10 protein-coding genes and 1 pseudogene are annotated in these 20,012 nt (G+C 73.1%); 2 read left to right on the top strand and 9 right to left on the bottom strand.

What is annotated here, in order from left to right; genetic code table 11:
* The first annotated feature begins 194 nt into the window (after positions 1-194).
* Positions 195-4,751 carry a beta strand repeat-containing protein gene (locus AB4091_RS17460; protein WP_442293312.1) on the top strand — a complete coding sequence of 1,519 codons (4,557 nt, stop codon included), beginning with the start codon at positions 195-197 and terminating at the stop codon, positions 4,749-4,751.
* Between the two features lie 232 nt (positions 4,752-4,983).
* Entirely contained in the window at positions 4,984-5,973 is a 990-nt protein-coding gene (locus AB4091_RS17465) for a malate dehydrogenase (protein ID WP_442293314.1), read from the top strand.
* Between the two features lie 171 nt (positions 5,974-6,144).
* Here the strand turns inward: AB4091_RS17465 and AB4091_RS17470 are convergent, their stop codons facing one another.
* From AB4091_RS17470 to AB4091_RS17510, 9 genes and pseudogenes are all read right to left on the bottom strand, one after another.
* Positions 6,145-6,465 (bottom strand): DUF3017 domain-containing protein, encoded by a 321-nt coding sequence (locus AB4091_RS17470; RefSeq protein ID WP_442293316.1) that lies wholly within the window; start codon positions 6,463-6,465, stop codon positions 6,145-6,147.
* A 14-nt stretch (positions 6,466-6,479) separates the two neighbouring features.
* Complete coding sequence (locus tag AB4091_RS17475; RefSeq protein WP_442293318.1) at positions 6,480-7,334, bottom strand: bifunctional methylenetetrahydrofolate dehydrogenase/methenyltetrahydrofolate cyclohydrolase; 855 nt, start codon at positions 7,332-7,334, stop codon at positions 6,480-6,482.
* Between the two features lie 68 nt (positions 7,335-7,402).
* Positions 7,403-8,578 carry a glycosyltransferase family 4 protein gene (locus AB4091_RS17480; RefSeq protein ID WP_442293320.1) on the bottom strand — a complete coding sequence of 392 codons (1,176 nt, stop codon included), beginning with the start codon at positions 8,576-8,578 and terminating at the stop codon, positions 7,403-7,405.
* Positions 8,579-8,817: 239 nt separating this feature from the next.
* Positions 8,818-10,077, bottom strand: a complete 1,260-nt coding sequence (locus AB4091_RS17485) for an NAD(P)/FAD-dependent oxidoreductase (RefSeq protein WP_442293322.1) — start codon at positions 10,075-10,077, stop codon at positions 8,818-8,820.
* Positions 10,078-10,238: 161 nt separating this feature from the next.
* Entirely contained in the window at positions 10,239-12,281 is a 2,043-nt protein-coding gene (locus tag AB4091_RS17490) for an ABC transporter ATP-binding protein (RefSeq protein WP_442293324.1), read from the bottom strand.
* On the bottom strand, positions 12,278-14,173 hold the full coding sequence (locus AB4091_RS17495; RefSeq protein ID WP_442293326.1) for an ABC transporter ATP-binding protein: 1,896 nt from the start codon (positions 14,171-14,173) through the stop codon (positions 12,278-12,280). The genes AB4091_RS17490 and AB4091_RS17495 overlap by 4 nt, the downstream gene beginning before the upstream one ends.
* Before the next feature lie 105 nt (positions 14,174-14,278).
* Positions 14,279-15,819: pseudogene (locus tag AB4091_RS17500) on the bottom strand (N,N-dimethylformamidase beta subunit family domain-containing protein).
* A 165-nt stretch (positions 15,820-15,984) separates the two neighbouring features.
* Positions 15,985-19,020 (bottom strand): oxamate carbamoyltransferase subunit AllG family protein, encoded by a 3,036-nt coding sequence (locus AB4091_RS17505; protein ID WP_442293328.1) that lies wholly within the window; start codon positions 19,018-19,020, stop codon positions 15,985-15,987.
* Positions 19,013-19,843, bottom strand: coding sequence for a DUF2877 domain-containing protein (locus tag AB4091_RS17510; protein ID WP_442293330.1), 831 nt, complete (start codon positions 19,841-19,843; stop codon positions 19,013-19,015). Before AB4091_RS17510 ends, AB4091_RS17505 begins: the two co-directional genes overlap by 8 nt.
* Positions 19,844-20,012 lie beyond the last annotated feature (169 nt).

Here is a 20,012-nt window from a genome sequence, read left to right on the forward strand (position 1 = left end):
GGGGGCACGATCCGCCCGCGAGAGTGACGAGTTCCTGACACGTTTGTGACGGCCCCCTTACGCGTGCGCACGCTTTGGCCGCATACGGCCGGGGTCGTTTACCGAGAATCTGCTGTTCTGCCCTTGCGCACGTGACCTGCTGGCTACCTTCGATGCAGGGGAACCACGTCACGCCTGGGGGGATTCCAGTGACCATGTCGCTGCGCGCGCTGCCGTCTGACCGCTCACCGGTCCGGCACCGCATTCTTGTTCTGCTCGCCGTCGTCGCACTGCTCGTCGGGCAGGGGCTGACCGGCTCGGCCTCGGCCTTCGCGGCCGGCACCGCGACCGCCGCCGGCACCAGCCAGCCGACCGCGACCGCCGGGCCCGCGACCGCCTCGGGCCAGGTCACCGCCGCCGACGGCAGCGGCCCCGTCACGGGCGTCGTCGTCAAGGCGATCCCGCACGGCTCCGCCGGCTTCACGCCGGTGACGACCGCGACCACCGGCTCCACCGGCTCGTGGACGATGAGCGACCTGCCCCCCGGCAGCTACGACCTCCAGTTCGACGCCACCGACACGGCATACCTCTCGCAGTGGTGGTCGGCGGCAGCGACCCGCGACGGCGCCGGCATCCTCAGCGCGAGCGCGGGCAGCACGCTCAACGGCCTCGACGCGTCCCTGACCCGGGGCGCGACGGTCTCCGGCCGCGTCGTCGACGCGGCGGGCAAGCCCCTGCCCAACGTGCTCGTCACCCCGCGCGAGCAGGCCGGTGGCGACGTCACCGGCAGCAGCGTCACCACCGCCGCCGACGGCACCTTCACCGTGCGCGGGCTCGCGGCGGGCACCTACACGCTCACCTTCCGCAGCGCCGGGCGCGTCGCGTGGTCCTACGGCATGAAGGCCGCCACCGACGCCCCCACGTTCTTCGCCGTCGGCAAGGGCGCGAGCGTCACCGGCCGCGCGATGGTGCTGCCGGCGGGCAGCGCTCCCGCCACCCGCAGCCTCCTCGCAGCCGCAGTCGACACGACCGCCACGATGAGCGGACACGTGTATGCCGGGTCGACCTCGACGCCGCTGGCCGGCGCGCTCGTCGTGGCCGTGGCCGCCGACTCCGACCCCATCTCCACCGGCGGCACCCTCACCGCGACCACCGACGCCCTCGGGGCCTGGACGCTCGCGGGCCTGCCCGCCGACGTCTACACCGTGCACGTGCTCCCGCCGGTCGCGAGCGCCTACACCGAGCAGTGGTGGGACGGCTCCCAGCAGCGGTCGCGTGCGGCATACGCCGTCCTGACGGCCGGCAGCTCGCGCGCGGGGATGGACGCGACCCTCGTGCTCGCCGGCTCCATCTCCGGGCGGGCCACCACACCTGACGGCGTGTTCGGCGTCGCCGACGTCGTGGTGGCGGCCGCCCCCGTCGGCACCGACACGTGGTCGTCGGTCACCACCGACATCGACGGCAACTTCACCATCGGCGGACTCGCGCCGGGCGCGTACGACCTGTCGTTCGACGGCCAGTCCCTCGGCTTCCAGACCACGTGGTGGTCGTCCACCTCGGCCTCCGGCGTGCCCACCCGCGACGCGGGCACGCCCGTCCCCGTCAACGCCGCGGAGACCGTCACGGGCCGCAACGTCCAGATGACACAGGCCGGCTCGATCTTCGGCACCGTCACCGACGAGAGCGGCGCACCCGTTCCCGACGCGACGGTCGACGTGACGCCTGCCGACAACGGCACCGGCTCGGGGTTCGCCACCACCGACATCGGCGGCAACTTCAACGCCCAGGGCCTGCCGGCCGGCAGCTACCGCGTGCGCGTGATGCCGGCCGCGGGCTCCCCGCTCGCCACGCAGTGGTTCGACAACGCGTCCTCCCAGGCGAGCGCCACCCCCGTCGTCGTTCTCGACGGCGTCGCGAACACCGCCAACTTCGCCCTCGTGCCCGGCGGCTCGATCTCCGGACGCGTGCTGAGGCCCGACGGCACCCCGCTGCCCGGCGGCGGCAACCTCATGGTGTCGCCGGCCTCCGACCGCGGCTTCAAGGACGTCTACCCGATCAACACCGACGGCACCTTCGCCGTCAGCGGGCTCGGCCCCGGCAGCTACGTGCTGTCGGCCGTGGCCGACGGCACGCTCGTCACCTACTACGGGACGGCCACCAGCTCGCCCGTCGACAGCGCCGCCGCAACGCCGGTCGACCTCGCCAAGGGAGGCACCGTCACCGGGCTCTCCATCAGGCTCGCGGCCGGGGCCTCCGTCTCGGGGCGGGTCACCGAGGGGTCGGTGGGTGCCTCCACCGGGCAGGTCTCCGTCATCGACATCAACACCGGCGCCCAGCTCGGCAGCGCCACCCTGAGCGGCACCGGCAGCTACACCGTGGCCGGCCTGCCGACGGGCACGTACGCCGTCCTGGCCACCGGCTCCACCGGCGCCACCCGATGGTTCGGCAACACGACGACGTGGGCCGACTCCACCTTCGTGTCGCTCGCCGGGGCGACGGCACGCACCGGCGTCGACATCGCCCTCCCCGCGGTCGGGCCCGGCCCCGCGCCGACGAGCACCGTGTCGGGGCGCATCACCCTGCCTCCGGGCGCGGCGACGACCGACTTCAACAACCTCAGCGTGAGCCTCGAGGACGCTGCCGGGCAGTCCTACTCGACGTTCAGCGTCAACGCCGACGGCACCTTCGACATCTTCGACGTGCCCGCCGGGTCGCTGACCGTGCACCTGCTCGACTTCACCCAGGAGCTCGTCCTCCCGGCCCAGACCGTCACGGCACCGACCACCACCCTCGCGGTGGCGCCGGTCGTCGGCGGCTCCATCGCCGGGTCGCTCGTCAACGAGGCCGGCAAGCCGCTGGCCAACGTCGACGTCACCGCGATGTACGCCTCCGGCGTCACGAGCTCGACCCTGTCCGGCGCGGACGGCACCTTCCGCATCAGCGGGCTGCTCGCCGGCGACGTGCGCCTGCACCTCGGGCCCGTCATGCCGTATGCCGGCACGTGGGTCGGCGGCAGCCAGACCGCGGGCAGCGGCACCGTCAACGCCATCACGCTCGGCACGACGACGGCGGCCGGGCAGATCACCGTGCCCCTCGGCGGCACCATCGCCGGCACCGTCACGGCGCCGGCCGCGGCCCAGGGCACCGAGATCACGGTCGAGGCGCTCGACGCGGGCAACCACGTCGTGGGCAGCACAAGCGTCATCGGCACCCACGGCTACGAGCTCGGCGGCCTGCTGCCCGGCGTCGTGCGGGTGCGGTTCTCCGGCAGCGGGCTCGCCACGCAGCTGTGGTCGAGCGGCGGCGGCTCGCCCTCGAACGTGACGGTGGTCGCGGGCCGGACGGTCACCGGCGTCAACGCGACGCTCGCAGCCCCGCCGACCGGCAGCGCCTCGGTCGCGGGCACCATCACGGCGCAGGCCAACCCGGTGGCGCGTGCGACTGTCAGCATCGTGCGCACCAGCGACGGGCAGGCCGCCGGGACGGCATCCAGCGACAGCACCGGCAGCTACGTCGTCTCCGGCCTGGCGGCTGGTGACTACCGCATCGAGGTGGACGCGTGCCTCACCAACGGCGGCGGTGGCGCCCGCGTCGGGGGCCCGCTCTGCGTGGCATCGACGCCGATCCCGGTCACGCTGGCCGACGGCGCCCACCTCACGGGACGCGACGTCGAGCTCTCGTCGCTGCACCTGTTCACGACGGCACCGCAGCCCACCATCACGGGAACCGCCCGGGTCGGGGTGACGCTCGCCGTCACGGACGGCACTTGGGCTCCGGTCCCGACTGCGCTGAACCACCGCTGGATCGTCGGCGGGGTGGTCGTCTCGACCTCCGCCTCGTACACACCGGCCGCGGCCGACCAGGGCAAGGCCGTCACGGTCGAGACGACGGCCACCCTCGCCGGCTACGCCGCGCGGACCACGAGGTCGGCCCCGACGGCCGGCGTCGCGCCCGGAATCCTCACGGCGCCAAGCGCGGTCGCGATCAGCGGCACCGCCAGGGTTGGCATGACCCTCACCGCGGTGCCCGGCACGTGGGGTCCGCTCCCGGTCTCGCTGAAGTACCAGTGGAGCCGCAACGGCGTGGCGATCACCGGTGCCACGGCAGCGACCTACCTGCTCGCCGCGACCGACCGCGCCACGACGATCACGGTCGCCGTGACCGGCGCGAAGACGGGCTACACGCCGGTCACGAAGACCTCGGCCGCCACGGCCGCCGTAGCCACGGGCGTGCTGTCCGCGACGCCGGTGCCGACGATCACCGGCACGGCCAAGGTCGGCTCCCGCCTCACCGCCACCGCCGGGACGTGGGGTCCGCTGCCCGTCACGCTGAAGTACCAGTGGAACCGCAACGGCGTGGCCATCCCGGGCGCGGTGGCGTCCACCTACGTGCTCGGCGCCGCCGACCGCACCGCGCGGATCACCGTCACCGTCACCGGGGCCAAGACCGCGTTCACGACCGTGGCGAAGACCTCGGCCGCCACCGTGGCCGTCGCCACCGGCACGCTCACGGCGTCGCCCGTCCCGAAGATCACCGGCACCACCCGGGTCGGCTCCCGCCTCACCGCGACGGCCGGCACGTGGAGCCCGGCGCCCGTCACCCTGAAGTACCAGTGGCGCCGCAACGGCGTGGCGATCACCGGCGCCACCGCCTCCACGTACGTGGTCGCGAGCACCAACCGGGGCGCCCGCATCACGGTGACGGTGACCGGCAGCAAGACCGGCTACACCAGCGTGGCTCGCACGTCGACGGCTACGGCCGCCATCGTCTGAGCCCCGCAGCAGCAAGCGGAGCGGCGGTGCTGGGGGCGGCACCGTCGCTCCGTGACGTCCGGCGCCGTACGGAAGTGAGCACGCGAGCGGACGCCCCCTCCTCGTCGAGTGCCCACTTCCCGACACCCCGCCCACGGGTGACCAAGCCCGCACCCGGGCGGGGCCGGGACGGCATACGCACGCTGGTAGCGTCGGAGCGTCCAGCGCCACACCGATGTGAAGGGTCCATCCCGTGAGCACTACCCCCGTCAAGGTCGCCGTCACCGGCGCAGCCGGCCAGATCGGCTACAGCCTCCTGTTCCGCATCGCGAGCGGTGCCCTGCTCGGGCCCGACACCCCCGTGGAGCTGCGCCTCCTCGAGATCACCCCGGCGCTCAAGGCGCTCGAGGGCGTCGTCATGGAGCTCGACGACTGCGCCTTCCCGACCCTCGCCGGCGTCCAGATCGGCGACGACGCCTCGAAGGTCTTCGACGGCGTCAACCACGCGCTGCTCGTCGGCGCCCGCCCCCGCGGCCCCGGCATGGAGCGCGGCGACCTGCTCGAGGCCAACGGCGGCATCTTCGCCCCGCAGGGCAAGGCCCTCAACTCGGTCGCGGCCGACGACATCCGCATCACGGTCACCGGCAACCCGGCCAACACCAACGCCCTCATCGCGATGAGCAACGCCCCCGACATCCCGACCGAGCGCTTCTCGGCCCTGACGCGCCTCGACCACAACCGCGCGATCAGCCAGCTCGCCGCCAAGCTCGGCGTGCCGGTCACCGAGATCAAGAAGATGACGATCTGGGGCAACCACTCCGCGACGCAGTACCCCGACCTCTTCCACGCCGAGGTCGGTGGCAAGAACGCCGCCGAGGCCGTGGGCGACCAGGACTGGCTCGCCGGCACCTTCATCCCGACCGTCGCCAAGCGCGGCGCCGCGATCATCGAGGCCCGTGGCGCCTCGTCGGCCGCCTCCGCCGCGTCGGCCACCATCGACCACGCCCGCACGTGGGTCGAGGGCACCGCCGACGGCGACTGGGTCTCGATGGCGGTCCGCTCCGACGGCTCCTACGGCGTCGAGGAGGGTCTCATCTCCTCGTTCCCCGTCACGATCAAGGACGGCGCCTGGAGCATCGTCCAGGGCCTCGACATTGACGAGTTCTCCCGCGGCAAGATCGACGCCTCGGTCGCCGAGCTCGCCGAGGAGCGCGACGCGGTCAAGGGTCTCGGCCTGATCTGAGCCAGCCCCGCACACGACGAAGGGCGTCGGTCACCACGCGGTGACCGGCGCCCTTCCGCGTTCCCCGGCCCCGCGGCATACGCAATCGAAAGAACGCTCCGTCACGTGACGGAGCGTTCTTTCGATTGGGACGGGGTGGGGCAGCGCTCCCGGGGGCGTATGCCGCCCGGCTCAGTTGGCGGTGCGGGTGACGGCCGTGCGCGCGGGGACGTCTGCCTTGAGGTTCACCGTCGCCGAGGCGATCAGCACCCCGACCCCGAGCGCGATGAGGATCGCGATGTCGAGGCTGCGCGAGCGCACGTTGAGGCCGCCGGCCTTGCGCGACGGCCGCGCGACGAGACGGATCAACGCCCCGATGAAGAACGCCGCCGCGACGATGCGACCGCCCCACCGCACGTCGAGGAACGAGATGACGAGCACCCCCGCCGCGGCGAGACCCGCGACGAGGTACCACCAGCTGAGGACGACGAACCCGCTCCCTCGCCACTGCACAGGCGGTCAGGCCCTCAGACGCCGGCGGCGACCGAGGCCTCGGCAGCCTCGACGATGTTGGTGAGCAGCAGGGCACGCGTCATCGGGCCGACGCCGCCCGGGTTGGGGCTGACCCAGCCGGCGACCTCGGCGACGTCGAGCGCGACGTCGCCGGCGATCTTGCCGTCGACCCGGCTGACGCCGACGTCGAGCACGGCCGCTCCGGGCTTGACCATCTCCTTGGTGACGATGCTCGGCACGCCGGCGGCGGCGATGACGATGTCGGCCTGGCGCACCTCGGCGGCGAGGTCCTTGGTGCCGGTGTGGCAGAGCGTCACGGTCGCGTTCTCGCTCTTGCGTGTGAGGATCAGCCCGAGCGGGCGGCCCACGGTCAGGCCGCGGCCGATGACGACGACCTTGGCGCCGGCGATCGGCACGTCGTGACGGCGGAGCAGCTCGATGCAGCCCATCGGCGTGCACGGCAGCGGCGCCGGCTTGCCGAGCGCGAGCCAGCCGAGGTTCATCGGGTGCAGGCCGTCGACGTCCTTGGTCGGGTCGACGCGCGAGAGCAGCGCCATCTCGTCGAGGCCGGTCGGCTGCTGCACGAGGAAGCCGGTGCACTCGGGGTCGGCGTTGAGCTCGTCGATCACCGCCTCGACCTCGGCCTGGGTGGCGGTGGCAGGCAGGTCGCGGCGGATGCTGGTGATGCCGATCTCGGCGCAGTCCTTGTGCTTGGCGTTGACGTACCAGTGGCTGCCAGGGTCGTCGCCCACCAGCACGGTGCCGAGCCCCGGGACGATGCCCTGCTCGCGCAGCCGAGCGACCCGCTGGGTCAGCTCGACCTTGATCGCCTTGAGGGTGGCCTTGCCGTCGAGGATCTGTGCCGTCACGGTGCACATCCTGCCACCCCGGCACGTGACGGGTCCCGGGGCGGTCGCGTGCCGGGGTCGGCCGCCCCTCAGTCGGCGATGAGCCGCATCAGCTCGTGGACGTTGCGCTCCCACGTCATCGACTCGGCGCGCCGGCGCAGGGCCTCGCCGCGCCGGACCCGCTCACGCGGGTCGGTGATGAGGTCGTGCAGCGCCTCGGCGAGCCGGTCGGGGTTGCGCGGGTCGACGTAGACACCGTCGGGACCGAGGTACTCCGGTATGCCGCCACTGCGGGCCGACACGACCGGCAGTCCCGACGCCATCGCCTCGGTGACGACCTGCCCGGCCGGCTCCTGCCAGTCGACGGGCATCGCGAAGACGTCGGCGTCGGCGAAGACGGCCGGCAGCGCGTGCCGGTCGACGAACGGCGTGAACTCGACGAGCTCGCCGAGCGGCGCGGCCGCACGCCGCAGCTCGCGCTCGTAGTCGGACAGCCCAGCTGCCGGGCGCAGACCCGACGACCCGACGATGCGCACCCGGAAGTCACGCGTGGTGCGCGCCATCACGTGGGCCGCAGCGATGAGGTTGTGAGCGCCCTTGTGCGGCAGGACGTTTCCCACGAAGAGGATGGTGGGCGGCATACCTCCTCGGGTCTCGTGGTGGGGTGCGGGACGGAAGCACGAGGTGTCGACGCCGTTGCGCAGCACGTGGAGGTTGTCGGGGCGGAACCCGAGCCGGTCGACGACCGTGCCCGCCAGGTAGTCGCTCACCGCCACGGTGACGTGCGTGCGGGCGATGACGCGGCGGACCTCCGCGGGCCGCCACGAGCGGAAGACGTCGTTGCCGAGGTGCAGCACGATCTTTCCGTCGAAGCTGCGGGCGAGCCGGTCGGTGACCGCGCCGGCGTAGTTGTAGATCACGAGCGCCTTCGCGTCGGCCGGCACGGCGTCGAGGGCGTCGTGGTGGAAGCGGGCGACGAAGGGCCGGTGGCCGAGGGCGAGACCGCAGGCCGCGTCGACCCGGCGCTCGAGGTCGGTGAACCACTCACGCGTGGCCGGGCGGGCGGACGCGTAGCGCACGAGCGTGCCCTCGGCGTAGTCGTGCTCGCGGCGGTCGCTGACGACGACGTAGGTGCGCCCGCCCATCGCCTCGTGCGCTCGCGCCTGCGCGTGGATCTTCGTCGACATGGCGTTGCCCGTGCCGGCGGAGTACTCGGAGAAGACGTACGCGAGCTGCGCGATGGGCGTCACGAGGGGAACCGTCATGCGTGCGGCGGGCACCCCCTGCCTGGCGTACTCCATCGCACTCCGTCCTACATCTCTCCGGCCCCGAGAAACGGTGGCGCTCGGCCACGCTCCGAGAGTAGGAGGCGACGGGGCCCAGCGGGTGCAGAACGAACAAGCAGGCCACGCCCGCGCTTTGGCGGGCGTAGCCTGCTTGTCGACCTCGACCGGGCCACCCGGGGTGGGGGCCCGTCACGTGGTCGGGTGGTCGGGTGGTCAGGTCACGTGAGGTCGCTGAGCGGCACCTCGGGGTCGGTGAGGCGGGCGCGGTCGACGACCGTCTTGTCGCGCACCAAGCGCTGGACGTCGTCGATGGTGTCCCAGACGTTGACGTGCATGCCCGCGAGCACCCGCACTCCGTCACCCTCGGGCAGCACCCAGAAGGCCATGAACTCGTTGCTCTTCGGGTCGCCGCGGAGCACCACCTCGGCGTTGCTGCCACGCGGCACGTAGCCGGCGTACTCGAGGCCGATGTCGTACTGGTCGGAGTAGAAGAACGGGATGGGGTCGTAGGTGACGTCCTGGCCGGCCATCGACCGGCCGGCGGCGAGACCACCGTCGTGGGCGTTGGCCCAGTGCTCGACGCGGACGTTCGTGTCGAGCGTGGTGCTGCGCCAGTTCGCGACGTCGCCGGCCGCCCAGACGCCGTCGGCCGAGGTGCGCAGCCCGGCATCGGTGACGATGCCGTTGTCGGTCTTGATGCCGGCGCCGTCGGCGAGCCCGGTGTTCGGAGTGATGCCGACCCCGACGACGACCACGTCGGCCGGCACGGTGTCGCCCGACTTCGTGACGACGCCCGTCGCTGCGCCGTCGCCCTCGATGCGCTCGACGCCCTCGCCGAAGCGGAACTCGACGCCGTGGCCGCGGTGCAGGTCGGCGAACCAGCCGCCGATCTGCTCGCCCATGACGCCGAGCAGCGGCGCCGCCTGCGGCTCGATGACAGTGACGCTCGCGCCGGCCTCGGCCGCGGCGGCGGCGACCTCGAGGCCGATCCAGCCGGCGCCGACGATGACGACCTTGGCGTCCTTGGTCAGGTGCTTCTTCAGCTCCTGCGACTCCTGCATCTCGCGCAGGTAGAGCACGCCGTCGAGGTCGGCACCGGGCACGTCGAGCGCGCGGGCCGACGAGCCGGTGGCGAGCAGCAGCTTGTCGTAGGTCAGCGTGCCGCCGTCGCCGAGGGTGAGCGTGTGGTTCGCGGCGTCGAGCGACGTCGCGGCACTGCCGAGCCGCAGCTCGACGCCGTTCTCGTCGTACCAGTCCTTGTCGTGGGTGAAGGCGCTGTCGGGCTCGTCGTCGCCTTTGAGCACCCCCTTCGACAGTGGTGGCCGCTCGTAGGGCAGCCGGTCCTCCTCGGCGACGAGGGCGATGCTGCCCTTCGTGTCGCTCTCGCGGATTCCCTCGATCGCCTTGGCCGCGGCCAGCCCGCCGCCGACGAGGACGTAGGCGGTGCGCTCCTGCTCTCCGGACGTGTCAGTCGTCATGTCCACACCTTCACATGCCGACCGTCCCGCCGGAAGCAAACGCCCCCACCAACTCGAGTGCCCACCTCCCGACGGACCCCCCAAGTCGAGTGCCCAACTTCCTTCGCTCAACCGTGTCGGAAAGTGAGCACTCGATGTGTCGTTCAGGTCTTGCGGGTCGGTCAGGAGGTCCAGGCTCGCCAGAGGGCGGCGTACTCCCCGTCGCGAGCGACCAGCTCGTCGTGGCTGCCCAGCTCCGCCACCCGCCCGTCGATGACGACCGCGATGCGGTCGGCGTCGTGAGCGGTGTGCAGCCGGTGCGCGATCGCCACGACGGTGCGACCCGTCAGCAGCGCGTTCATCGACCCCTCGAGATGACGGGCCGTGCGCGGGTCGATGAGCGAGGTCGCCTCGTCGAGCACGATCGTGTGCGGGTCGGCGAGGATGAGGCGCGCCAGCGCGATCTGCTGGGCTCGGCCCGGCGTCAGTGCGTGGTGGCCTGAACCGAGCTTGGTGTCGAGTCCCTCGGGCAGACGCTCGACCCAGCCGAGGGCGTCAACGGCCCGCAGCGCCTCGCGCACCTGGTCGTCGGAGGAGCCCTCGCGGGCCAGGACGACGTTGTCGCGGACCGACCCGATGAAGACGTGGTGCTCCTGCGTGACGAGAGCGACCTCGGTGCGCAGCTGGTCGAGCGGCAGTGACGTCAGCTCGACGCCGCCCACCCTGACCGAGCCCGTGCGCGGTCCGTGGATGCCCGAGAGCAGGCGGCCCAACGTCGACTTGCCCGAGCCGCTGGGCCCGACGATCGCGAGACGCTCGCCGGTCGCGAGCGACAGGTCGATGCCGTGCAGCACGTCGTGGCCGGCGCGGTAGGCGTAGCGCAGGTCGGACCCGACCAGCTCTGGCCCAGAAGGCTGCTCGTCGCCGGCCTCGCGGTCGGGCGGCACCGTGGCGATGCCGAGCAGACGCGTCGTCGAGGCCACACCGACCTGCACGCGGTCGACCGTGTGCACGAGCATGTCGAACGGTCCCCAGAGGGCCTCGGTGTAGAGGATCGCCGTCGTGATCTGGCCGAGCGTGGCCCAGCCCTGCGCGTAGCCGACGGCGCCGAAGAGGAGCACGAGCACGCGCGGCAGGCTGAACGCGACGTCCATGACCGCGAAGAGCAGGTTGCGCAGCGTCATCGTGTAGCGCTCGGCCTGGCCCGACACCTCGATGTCGTCGTCGCCGCGGCGCAGCCGGTGGCCGGCCAGGCCCAGGGCCTCGACGGTGCGGGCACCCTCGACGGTCTCGGTGAGCGTCGTGTTGATGCGGGAGTAGGTGCCGCTCTCGGTGAGGTAGCCCTTCGAGGCGCGCCTCAGGTAGCGGCGCACCTGGATCAGTGCCAGCGACATGAGGATGATCGACGGCAGCGACAGCACCACCGAGTTGCTCACCATCGCGACGAGCGTCAGCACGACCGTGATGGTGGCGACGATCGACTCGGGCAGCGCCCAGCGCACGCTCTCGCTCATGGTGCCGACGTCGCGGGTCACGCGCGTCACGAGGTCGCCCGAGCTCGCGCTCTCGACCCGCGAGAGCGGCAGCCGCAGGATCGCGCGGACGACGTACTCGCGCGCGGCGGCGAGCACGCTCTGGCCGAGCACGGCCGAGGACGTCTTGGCCGCGAGGGTGAACAGCCCCTGCACCAGGACGAGTCCCGCGACGACGAGCGCCGCGGTGTTCGCGCCGGCGAGTGCGGAGTCGACCCGTCCGGCGCGCACGTCGTTGACCGTGGAGTCGACGAGCTCGCCGAGCAGGCGTGGCACGAGCAGCCCGGCCGTGGCGGCCAGGGCGTTGGCGACGACGACGGCGATGACGAGCACCCTCTCCTGCCCGAGGAGCCGGCCGATGAAGCGCACGACGCTGCGGTTGTCGGCGATGGGCAGCCCCTTGCGGGCGTTCATCGTGTCGGCGACGAACTCCTGGGCGCGCCGCTCTCGCAGCAGGTGCCGGCGGCGGAGCGCAGCGAGTCGCTCGCTGACGCCAACCGATGCGGCCGACGCACCTGGCTCCCCCGAGCCGGGCAGGCGCAGCTCGTCGGGGACCGCCGGCACGTGCGAGGCACCCTGCCACGTGCGAGCCGACTCGGCGGCGAGCTCGGGCGGCAGGAGCGAGACGTGCGTGGGCGACGGGTCGGTCGACACGGCATACGTGCTCGTGGCCGTGCCGTCGGGGCGGCTCATCGGGACTCCTCGGAGTGGTGGGCGAGCACCGACACGTCGCCCTCGCCGCGCACGACGACGGAGCGGTATGCCGGTGAGTCGGCGAGCAGGTCGGCGTGCCGTCCGCGCGCGGTGGCGACGCCCTGCTCGAGCAGGACGATCTCGTCGGCGTGGTGGAGCAGCAGCGGCGAGGCGGTCATGACGACGGTGGTGCGGCCCTCGCGGTGGGCGCCGAGACGCTCGGCGATGCGGGCCTCGGTGTGGGCGTCGACGGCAGACGTGGGCTCGACGAGCACGAGCACGTCGGGGTCGGCGGCGAGGGCGCGCATGAGGACGAGCCGCTGGCGCTGCCCGCCGGACAGACCGCGCCCGCGCTCCTCGAGCTCGCCCTGCCAGCCGCCCGGGAGTGCGTCGTAGACGTCGTCGGCGGCCGCGGTGTACAAGGCTCGCTCGGCCTGCTCGAGGGTGAGCCGGTCGAGCGGGTCGACCGCGGATCGCAGCGTGCCGGCGAAGACCTGGGGCGAGGTGTCGCTCACGAGGATGTGGCGGCGTACGTCGTCGAGCGCGACCTGCGACAGGTCGACCCCGCCGACGGTGACGCCCCACGGCAGCCGCGCGCGCTCCTCGTCGCGGCGCGCCTGCTCCTCGCGCGCCACGGCGCGGGCCGAGCGCTCGCGCCGGGCTGCCCGGCCCTTGAGCTCCTCGGGGATCTCGTCGCTGACGAGGGCTCCCTCGTCGCTGGGCAGGTAGCGGCCGAGGCGGTCGGCGAGCGCCGCCGAGTCGTCGGGCACGGCCGACACCACCATCGTGAGGACGCCCGGACGGATCGTCAGGCCGGACGCCTCGTCGACGATGTCGCCGTCGGCGCGCAGCGGGGCCGGGTCGTCGGGGTGCACCCACGGCGGACGCTGCCCGAGCACGGCGACGGCCTTGCGCGCCGACACCACCGAGCGGGTCCACTTCTGGGCGAACTCGACGAAGGTGCGCATCGGCTGGATGAGGAAGAGGCCGTAGCCGAGGAAGCTGACGAGCTCGCCGACGGTGAGGCGGCCCTGGGCGACCTCGCGGGTGCCGAGCCACATCAGGGCGACGACGAAGCCGCCCGAGAGGAGCACGCCGACGGACTCGACGGCGGCCAGCCAACGACCGGCCGAGACACCCGACTGGCGGACGCGCTGGGACTGGCCGGCATAGTTGCCGCCGAAGGTGTCCTCGCCGCCGATGCCGCGCAGGATGCGCAGGCCACCGACGATGTCGGTCGACATCGAGGTGAGCTCGGAGTTGCGCGAGCGCTCGACGCCCTGCCAGCGCTGCATGGGACGCAGCAGCGGCATACCGAGCACGACGAGCAACGGCGCGGACACGAGCACGAGGACGCCCATGCGTACGGACGTGGTGAGCACGATGCCGGCCACGACGAGGTAGGCGACGAGCTGCGAGATCGCGCGCGTCGTGATCTCCATGAGCGCGCCGAACTGGTCGCCGTCGCTGCCGCTCACCGAGAGCACCTCGCCCGTCGGGGTGCGCCGCGTGAGCACGTGGCCGAGCTGCAGCGCCTTGCGGGTGACGAGCTTGGTCGTCCCGTAGAGGGCGATCAGCCACTCGCGCACGATGACGGTGTGGAACGCGATGCCGCTGCACGCGCCGAAGAGGGTGACGACGGCGAGCGCGAGCACCCAGCGCGTCGTCACCGCAGAGTCGCCCGCGACGATGCCGGTGTCGATGGCGCGACCCACCATCCACGGCCCGACCGTCTGCGGCACCATCCAGATCAGGGCGACGGCGAGACCGGCCACGAACAGGCCGCCGTTCTGCCGCACCATCCACCAGAGGAAGGCCCGCGGCGTGCGGGTGTCAGGCGTCTCGGCGCCTCGGTCGGTGTAGGCCCGGGTCTGGGGCGGGAAGTCTCGCATGGCCTGTCCACCCTAGGTCGCAGCACCGACACCGACCCACCGGTTTTCCGCCGCCTTCGCCCACGGCGGAGCCGTCCGCTCCTGCCGCCTCGGGGAACGCCCCCGTCAGTACGCCTGTGCGGAGGCCACCTGTCCGCCCGTGCCCGTGCTCGTGCTCGAGGAGGCCCCGATGCCGGCGAGGTTGCCACGCGCTGGGTGGGCGCGGCCCATCGGCCCGTCGGCCATGGCGTGGAAGAGGTTGCTCGTCACCGTCCGGGCGAAGGCCGCGGCGCGGGCGTCGATGCGCGGCCGGCTGCGTGCGCCCCGCATCCCCGCGGTCCACGCCAGCGTGCCCACCGAGAGGACGCCGGCGCCACTCGGAGTGGAGTAGTACGTCATGTCCGAGTGCGTATCGGCCTTGCGGAACTGCGGCACCGGCGAGTGCGCGACGACCTGCAGGTTGGTGGGGGTGCCCGCGACCGGGTATGCGCGGTCGATCTCGGTGGCGACGAGGCCGGCGTACGTGTCACCGCGCCTGGCGCCCGTGCCGGCGAAGAGGAAGAAGTCGGGGTCGTGGACGACGAGGTCGGCCTCGGCCGGGAACGCCTCGTAGAGCATGCCGGTCAGCGAGTTCTCCGGGTCGGGGTGCGGGGCCTGCCGCCACTGCGCCGTCGTCTCGGCGCTGCCGTGCTGCGGGTCGCCGCTGGCGGACTTGTAGCACGTGACGAGCCGCCGTCGCCGGCGAGGCGCACCCGCCAGTAGACGGAGTTGGCGCCGAGGAACGCGAGGTTGGCCCCGGCGTCGCGGGCCGCCTCGACGCGCCGGCGCATGGGCACCGTCCAGTACTCGTCATGGCCCGGTGAGACGAGGCCGCGGGCGCCGGCGAGCAGGTCGGGCTCGCGGTGCAGTTCCCACGACGTCACGTAGGCGAGGTCGAGGTTGAGGCTCTCGGCCACGAAGACCACCCCCTGCTCGTACGCCAGGACGAGCGGTGCGCCGTTGCGGTCGTAGGGTCGCTCGAACGTCACCGCGCTGGCTCGCGTGCCGAAGCCCTCGTCGGGGCCCTTGTAGAGCGAGCACCCGCCCCACTGGTTGTAGGCCTGGTGAGTCGCCACGGCGGAGACGAGCACGAGCCGGCCGGCCGTCGCACGGGACCGGACCACCATCGGCACGTACTTCGCCCGGCTCCCCGCTTCGAGCCGGAGCAGGTAGCTGCCCTCGGGCCAGCCCGTCGTCCGGATCCGCAGCGACGGCGGCCAATCACACCGCACGGTTCGCAGCGCGTCCGTGCTCGGCCCGGGCCGGCGGCCGGCCGGGACTGCGTCAGAGGCCCAGACCTGGCGCGCCCCGGCGCCACCGTAGTGGCCGAGACGGTACGCCCGGACCCTCACCGGGCCGAGGTCAGAGCTGAGGTGCAGGCCGAAGGAGTCGCCGGGCAGCACGCTCACTGTGTCGGTGTAGCCGGCCAGCGCTGTCTCGGAGGCCAGGCGGGCGGCCTCGATGCGCCACGCGGTCGTGCCAGGGCGGGCGTTCTCGGCCCGGACCCAGCCGGGGCCCCGGGAGGCGTCCCGCTGGCCGCCGTCTCGCCGGCCGTCCCGATGGATGGCGCGGCAGTGGAGCCTCGCGTCGAGGGCGCGACGGGCGACGACGGGTCGCCACCGGTGCATGCCCCCAGCGCCAGCGTCCCAGCCCCTGACAGGATGGCCCGTCTCGACGGACCTCGCGGCTCGATCGTGTCCCCCATGACCTGTGAACCTACGAGGCCTGCCTGAGCAAAGCCCGAGGGTGCCCGGCCCGGACGTCGACGACAAGACGTCCGGGCGGGGAGGTGCTCAGCCCTGCGCGGCTGCGGCGAGGGCGGCGAGGGCCTGGGTGAAGCACTGCTCGGGCGGCGTGACGAGACCGGCGCCGACCTGGCCGACGCCCGCGACGCGACCCGCCATGCCCGTGTTGATCTGCGGAAGGATGCCGGTGCGCGCCACGGACGTGACGTCGATACCGGTTGGCGTCCCACGGAACTCGAGGATCGGCACCTGGTAGGCCGTGTGCTCCCCCGTCGTGATCTCGTACATCGTCTGCGTGGCCCGCAGCGCGAACGGCACGTCACCACCGACGAACTTCACGATGGCCGGCGCCGCCGCCATCGCGAAGCCGCCGATGCCGGCCGTCTCGGTGATCGCCGAGTCGCCGATGTCGGGGTTGGCGTCCTCGGGACCGTAGGACCCGAGGAAGAGACCCTCCGGCGTGTTGGCCGGCCCGGTGAACCAGGCGTCCCCGGTGCCCGAGACGCGGATGCCGAAGTCGGTGCCGTTGCGGGCCATCGTCGTCACCACCGACGAGCCGGGAATGCCATGGGCTGCAAGGGTGCTCAGCTTGCAGGCCGGCATGCCGAGGTTGAGGAAGAAGTGCTCGTTGGCCCCCGAGAACCGCACGGCCTCGGCGATGTCGCTCGACGGGGCGTCGGCCGTGATCATCGTCGGCAGCAGCTCACGCAGGAGCATCAGCGAGCCGGCCCGGTTGCGGTTGTGGCCCTCGTCGCCCATCTGCAGCATCTGGGCGATGATCGCCTTGATGTCGATGCTGCCCTCGCGCTCGACGCGGGTGCGCACGGCCTGCTGCAGGATCGGGCCGAGCACGGTGTTCATCCACCGCAGCCGGTCGATCACCTCGGGCCCGTACGCGCCGTAGCGCAGCACCTTGCCGAGGCCCTCGTTGAGCGAGCACCACGACGTGTTGTCGTGCACCTCGTCGCGCAGCTCGTAGACCCACATCGACGGGCTGATGACGCCCGCCATGGGGCCGACCGCATCACGGTGGTGGCACGGCTCGAGCGTGATCCCGTCGCCCTTCTCGAGCTTCGCCTCGGCCTCTTCGGCCGTGCCGGCGAGCCCCTCGAAGAGCATCGCGCCGATGAGCGCACCCTTGAGCGGCCCTGAGGCGCGGGCGAACTCGATCGGCGGACCAGCGTGGAGGAAGGTGCCCCGCTCGAGCCCGAGCGCATCCTTCGCCGGCCGCACGTCGACGAGGTCGGCGCCGGCTGCGAGCATCCGGCGCAGCGCCTCGGCGTTCGCCGCGTCACGCCGCGGGTCGGCGAGCACGCGCGCGAGGTCACCGGAAGTGCCCGCGACCGGCGGCTGCCATGCCACCTCACTGACCGGGACAGCCTGTGCGCGAAGGGCATCCGCGAAGAGCGACACCCCAACGGCCGCGACCGAGACCTCCTGCGTGAGCAGGCCACCCAGCGGCTCACCGTCGCCCTGGGCCACGGCGTCCCCACCGCTTGCGTATGCCGTGTCGCCCCTTGCGCCGGCAGGCGTGCTCACGTCGTGGCCGAGCAGGCGCAACGCCTCGCGCGTCGCCTCGGCGTTCGAGAGCCGGACGACCGCGCCTGCCTCGACGAGCCGGGCAGCGCTGGCCTGGAGCCCCTGCGGGTCGCCCTCGGCGCCGGTCAGCGAGACGACCACGTCGAGGCGCCTGCCGTCGGATGAGGCCGTGGCACGCGCTGCGCGGACCGCCTCGGCCAGCTCGGGGGCCGGGTCCGGGTGCGCGCCGTGGCCGAGCACGAGGTCGAGCAGCAGCACACCGCAGGTCGGGTCGGCGGCCTCGACGGCGATGCGCTCGAGCCGCAGCGAGGGGTCGATCATCGGGTGAGCGCGCCCCTGGGTCATGGAGTCGTCGCCGAAGTCGATGACGACGTGGCCGGCGTCGCGCAGGTCGTGGCCCAGCGCGAGGTCGGGGCGGAGCGGGATGTTGGACCTGACGTCGCCGACGACCTCGCCCGCGACGAGCATGGCCTCGTCGGCGAGGGTGCCGCCGCAGAAGAGTCCGCGTAGCGAGTCACCTTGCGGCACGGTCTCGCTCGCGTCGCCAACACCGCCGGCAGCGGCACCGGATCCAGCATCGGATCCAGCACCGGATCCAGCACCCGGCGTCCAGGACGGCCAGGCCTCAGGGACATCGTGACCGGTGGCGCGCAGCGCCGACTCCACCGCGGCGGTGAGGTCGGGGCGGCCCGCCCCGAGCGTGGCCCAGTGGACCGGCTTGCCCAGCCCGGCGGCATACGCCTCCAGGTCGGCGAGCACCTCGGGAGCGGGCGGCTTGGAGACGACGACGATCGACTCGGTGGCGGGGTCGGCCGCCAGGGCTGCGAGCGCCTGCTTGGTCGAACGGGCCGCGACGGTCGAGGAGAGGTCGCGGCCGCCGACGCCGAGGCAGTGGCTGATGCCGACCCCGGCCGCGTCGAGCAGGCACATGACCTGCTGGGCACCGGTGCCGGACGCCGCGACGAGGCCGACGGACCCCTGACGCACGACGTTGGCGAAGCCGAGCGCGACGCCACCGACGACGGCGGTGCCGCAGTCGGGACCCATGACGAGCACGTCGGCGCGGGCCGCGGCGTCCTTGAGGAGCACCTCGCCCTCGACCGGCACGTTGTCGGAGAAGACCAGCACCGAGACGCCGGCGCGCACGGCGTCGAGGGCCTCGGTGACCGCGTGCTCCCCCGGCACGGAGACGAGCGCGAGGTCAGCGCCGGAGAGCCGGATCGCGCCACCGAGCGTCCGCGGCTGGGGCGCGTCACCAAAGCCGGAACCGCCTGCAGCAGAACGCTTCTGGGTGAGTGCACCCTCGAGGGCGGAGAGTCCCGCGGCCACGCCCTCGGCGTCGCCGCGGATGGCGACGACGAGGTCGTTCGGTGCCGAGTCGGGCACGTCGAAGCCCATGCCGCGGATGACGTCGAGGTTGAGCTCGGTCGCCATCGCGACCTGAGCCGCCTCGACGCCGGGCGCGGACGCGACGGTGCGGGAGACCTGCATCAGGGTCACCGAGTCGAAGTAGGCACCGGTTCTCAGCTCGACGTGGTCAGCCACGGCGGGCTCCTTCCTGTGGGGTGGTTTCGAAGGAGGCGTCGAGGGCACGCAGGGTGCCGGTGACGCCCGACAGCAGGTCACGGCCGGAGGAGTGCCCGATGGCGAGCACCCGGTCGACGAGCTCGGGCGAGGCCACGCCCGAGACGAGCCCGGTCACGAGGCGCACGACGTCCGGGACGGCATACCCGGCGCCCGCGGCGAGGAGGAGCGTGGCCGACAGGCTCGTCGTGCGGGTCAGCCCCGCGCGCACCTCGGCGAGGACGCTGGCATGTGCCCGCCGTGCCTGTGGCGCGTCGACCGCCCCGAGGGCCAGGAGCAGGCCGCACACGGCGTCGTCGCCGCTCGGCGTCAGGCCGCGGCCGGCCCCGAGCAGTCCACGCACACCGGAGTCGACCGAACGGCCGGCGAGCGCCGACGCGGCCAGGCTGCGAGCGAGGTCGCCGAGCACGCCGGGCTCACGCAGCCCCGTCGGCGGACCCGATCGGCGCGGCGCCGGGCGCACCCGCGACGGGTGCTGCAGCCGCGCCGCGACGACGTCGGCCCGCGGAAGGCGTACGCGGCCCTCCCCCACGACGACGTACGCGCCTGCCTCGACACCCCAGTCCACCTGGGTGGCCGGCACCCCGAGGCGGACCCCGATCGGCAGCGCCAACGCGTCGGAGGCGAGCACCGCGAGCACGCGCTCGTGCGCGCCGAGCTCGACGTAGAGACAGCTCGGGAACGCGGCCACCACGCGGCGACGGCGAGGTGCACCGGCCACGTCGCCGGCCACCAGCGGCGACACCGAGGCGGGCAGCAGGGTCACGTCGAGTCCGTCGTGCATGGGCGCGTGCACCTCCCACCATCTCCGCGCGTATGCCGCACGTGTGCCGCCGGCCGCCCGGCGCGGTCCGCTGACGTGACGCTATCCACGCGGCGTAGGGTGCGCTCATGGTGAAAGTTGCCAACGATCCGGGCCCTGCCGAGGGTGACTTGCCAGCGGCCGGTCACAC

This window comes from Terrabacter sp. 2RAF25 (assembly GCF_052115265.1).
Classification (GTDB): domain Bacteria; phylum Actinomycetota; class Actinomycetes; order Actinomycetales; family Dermatophilaceae; genus Terrabacter.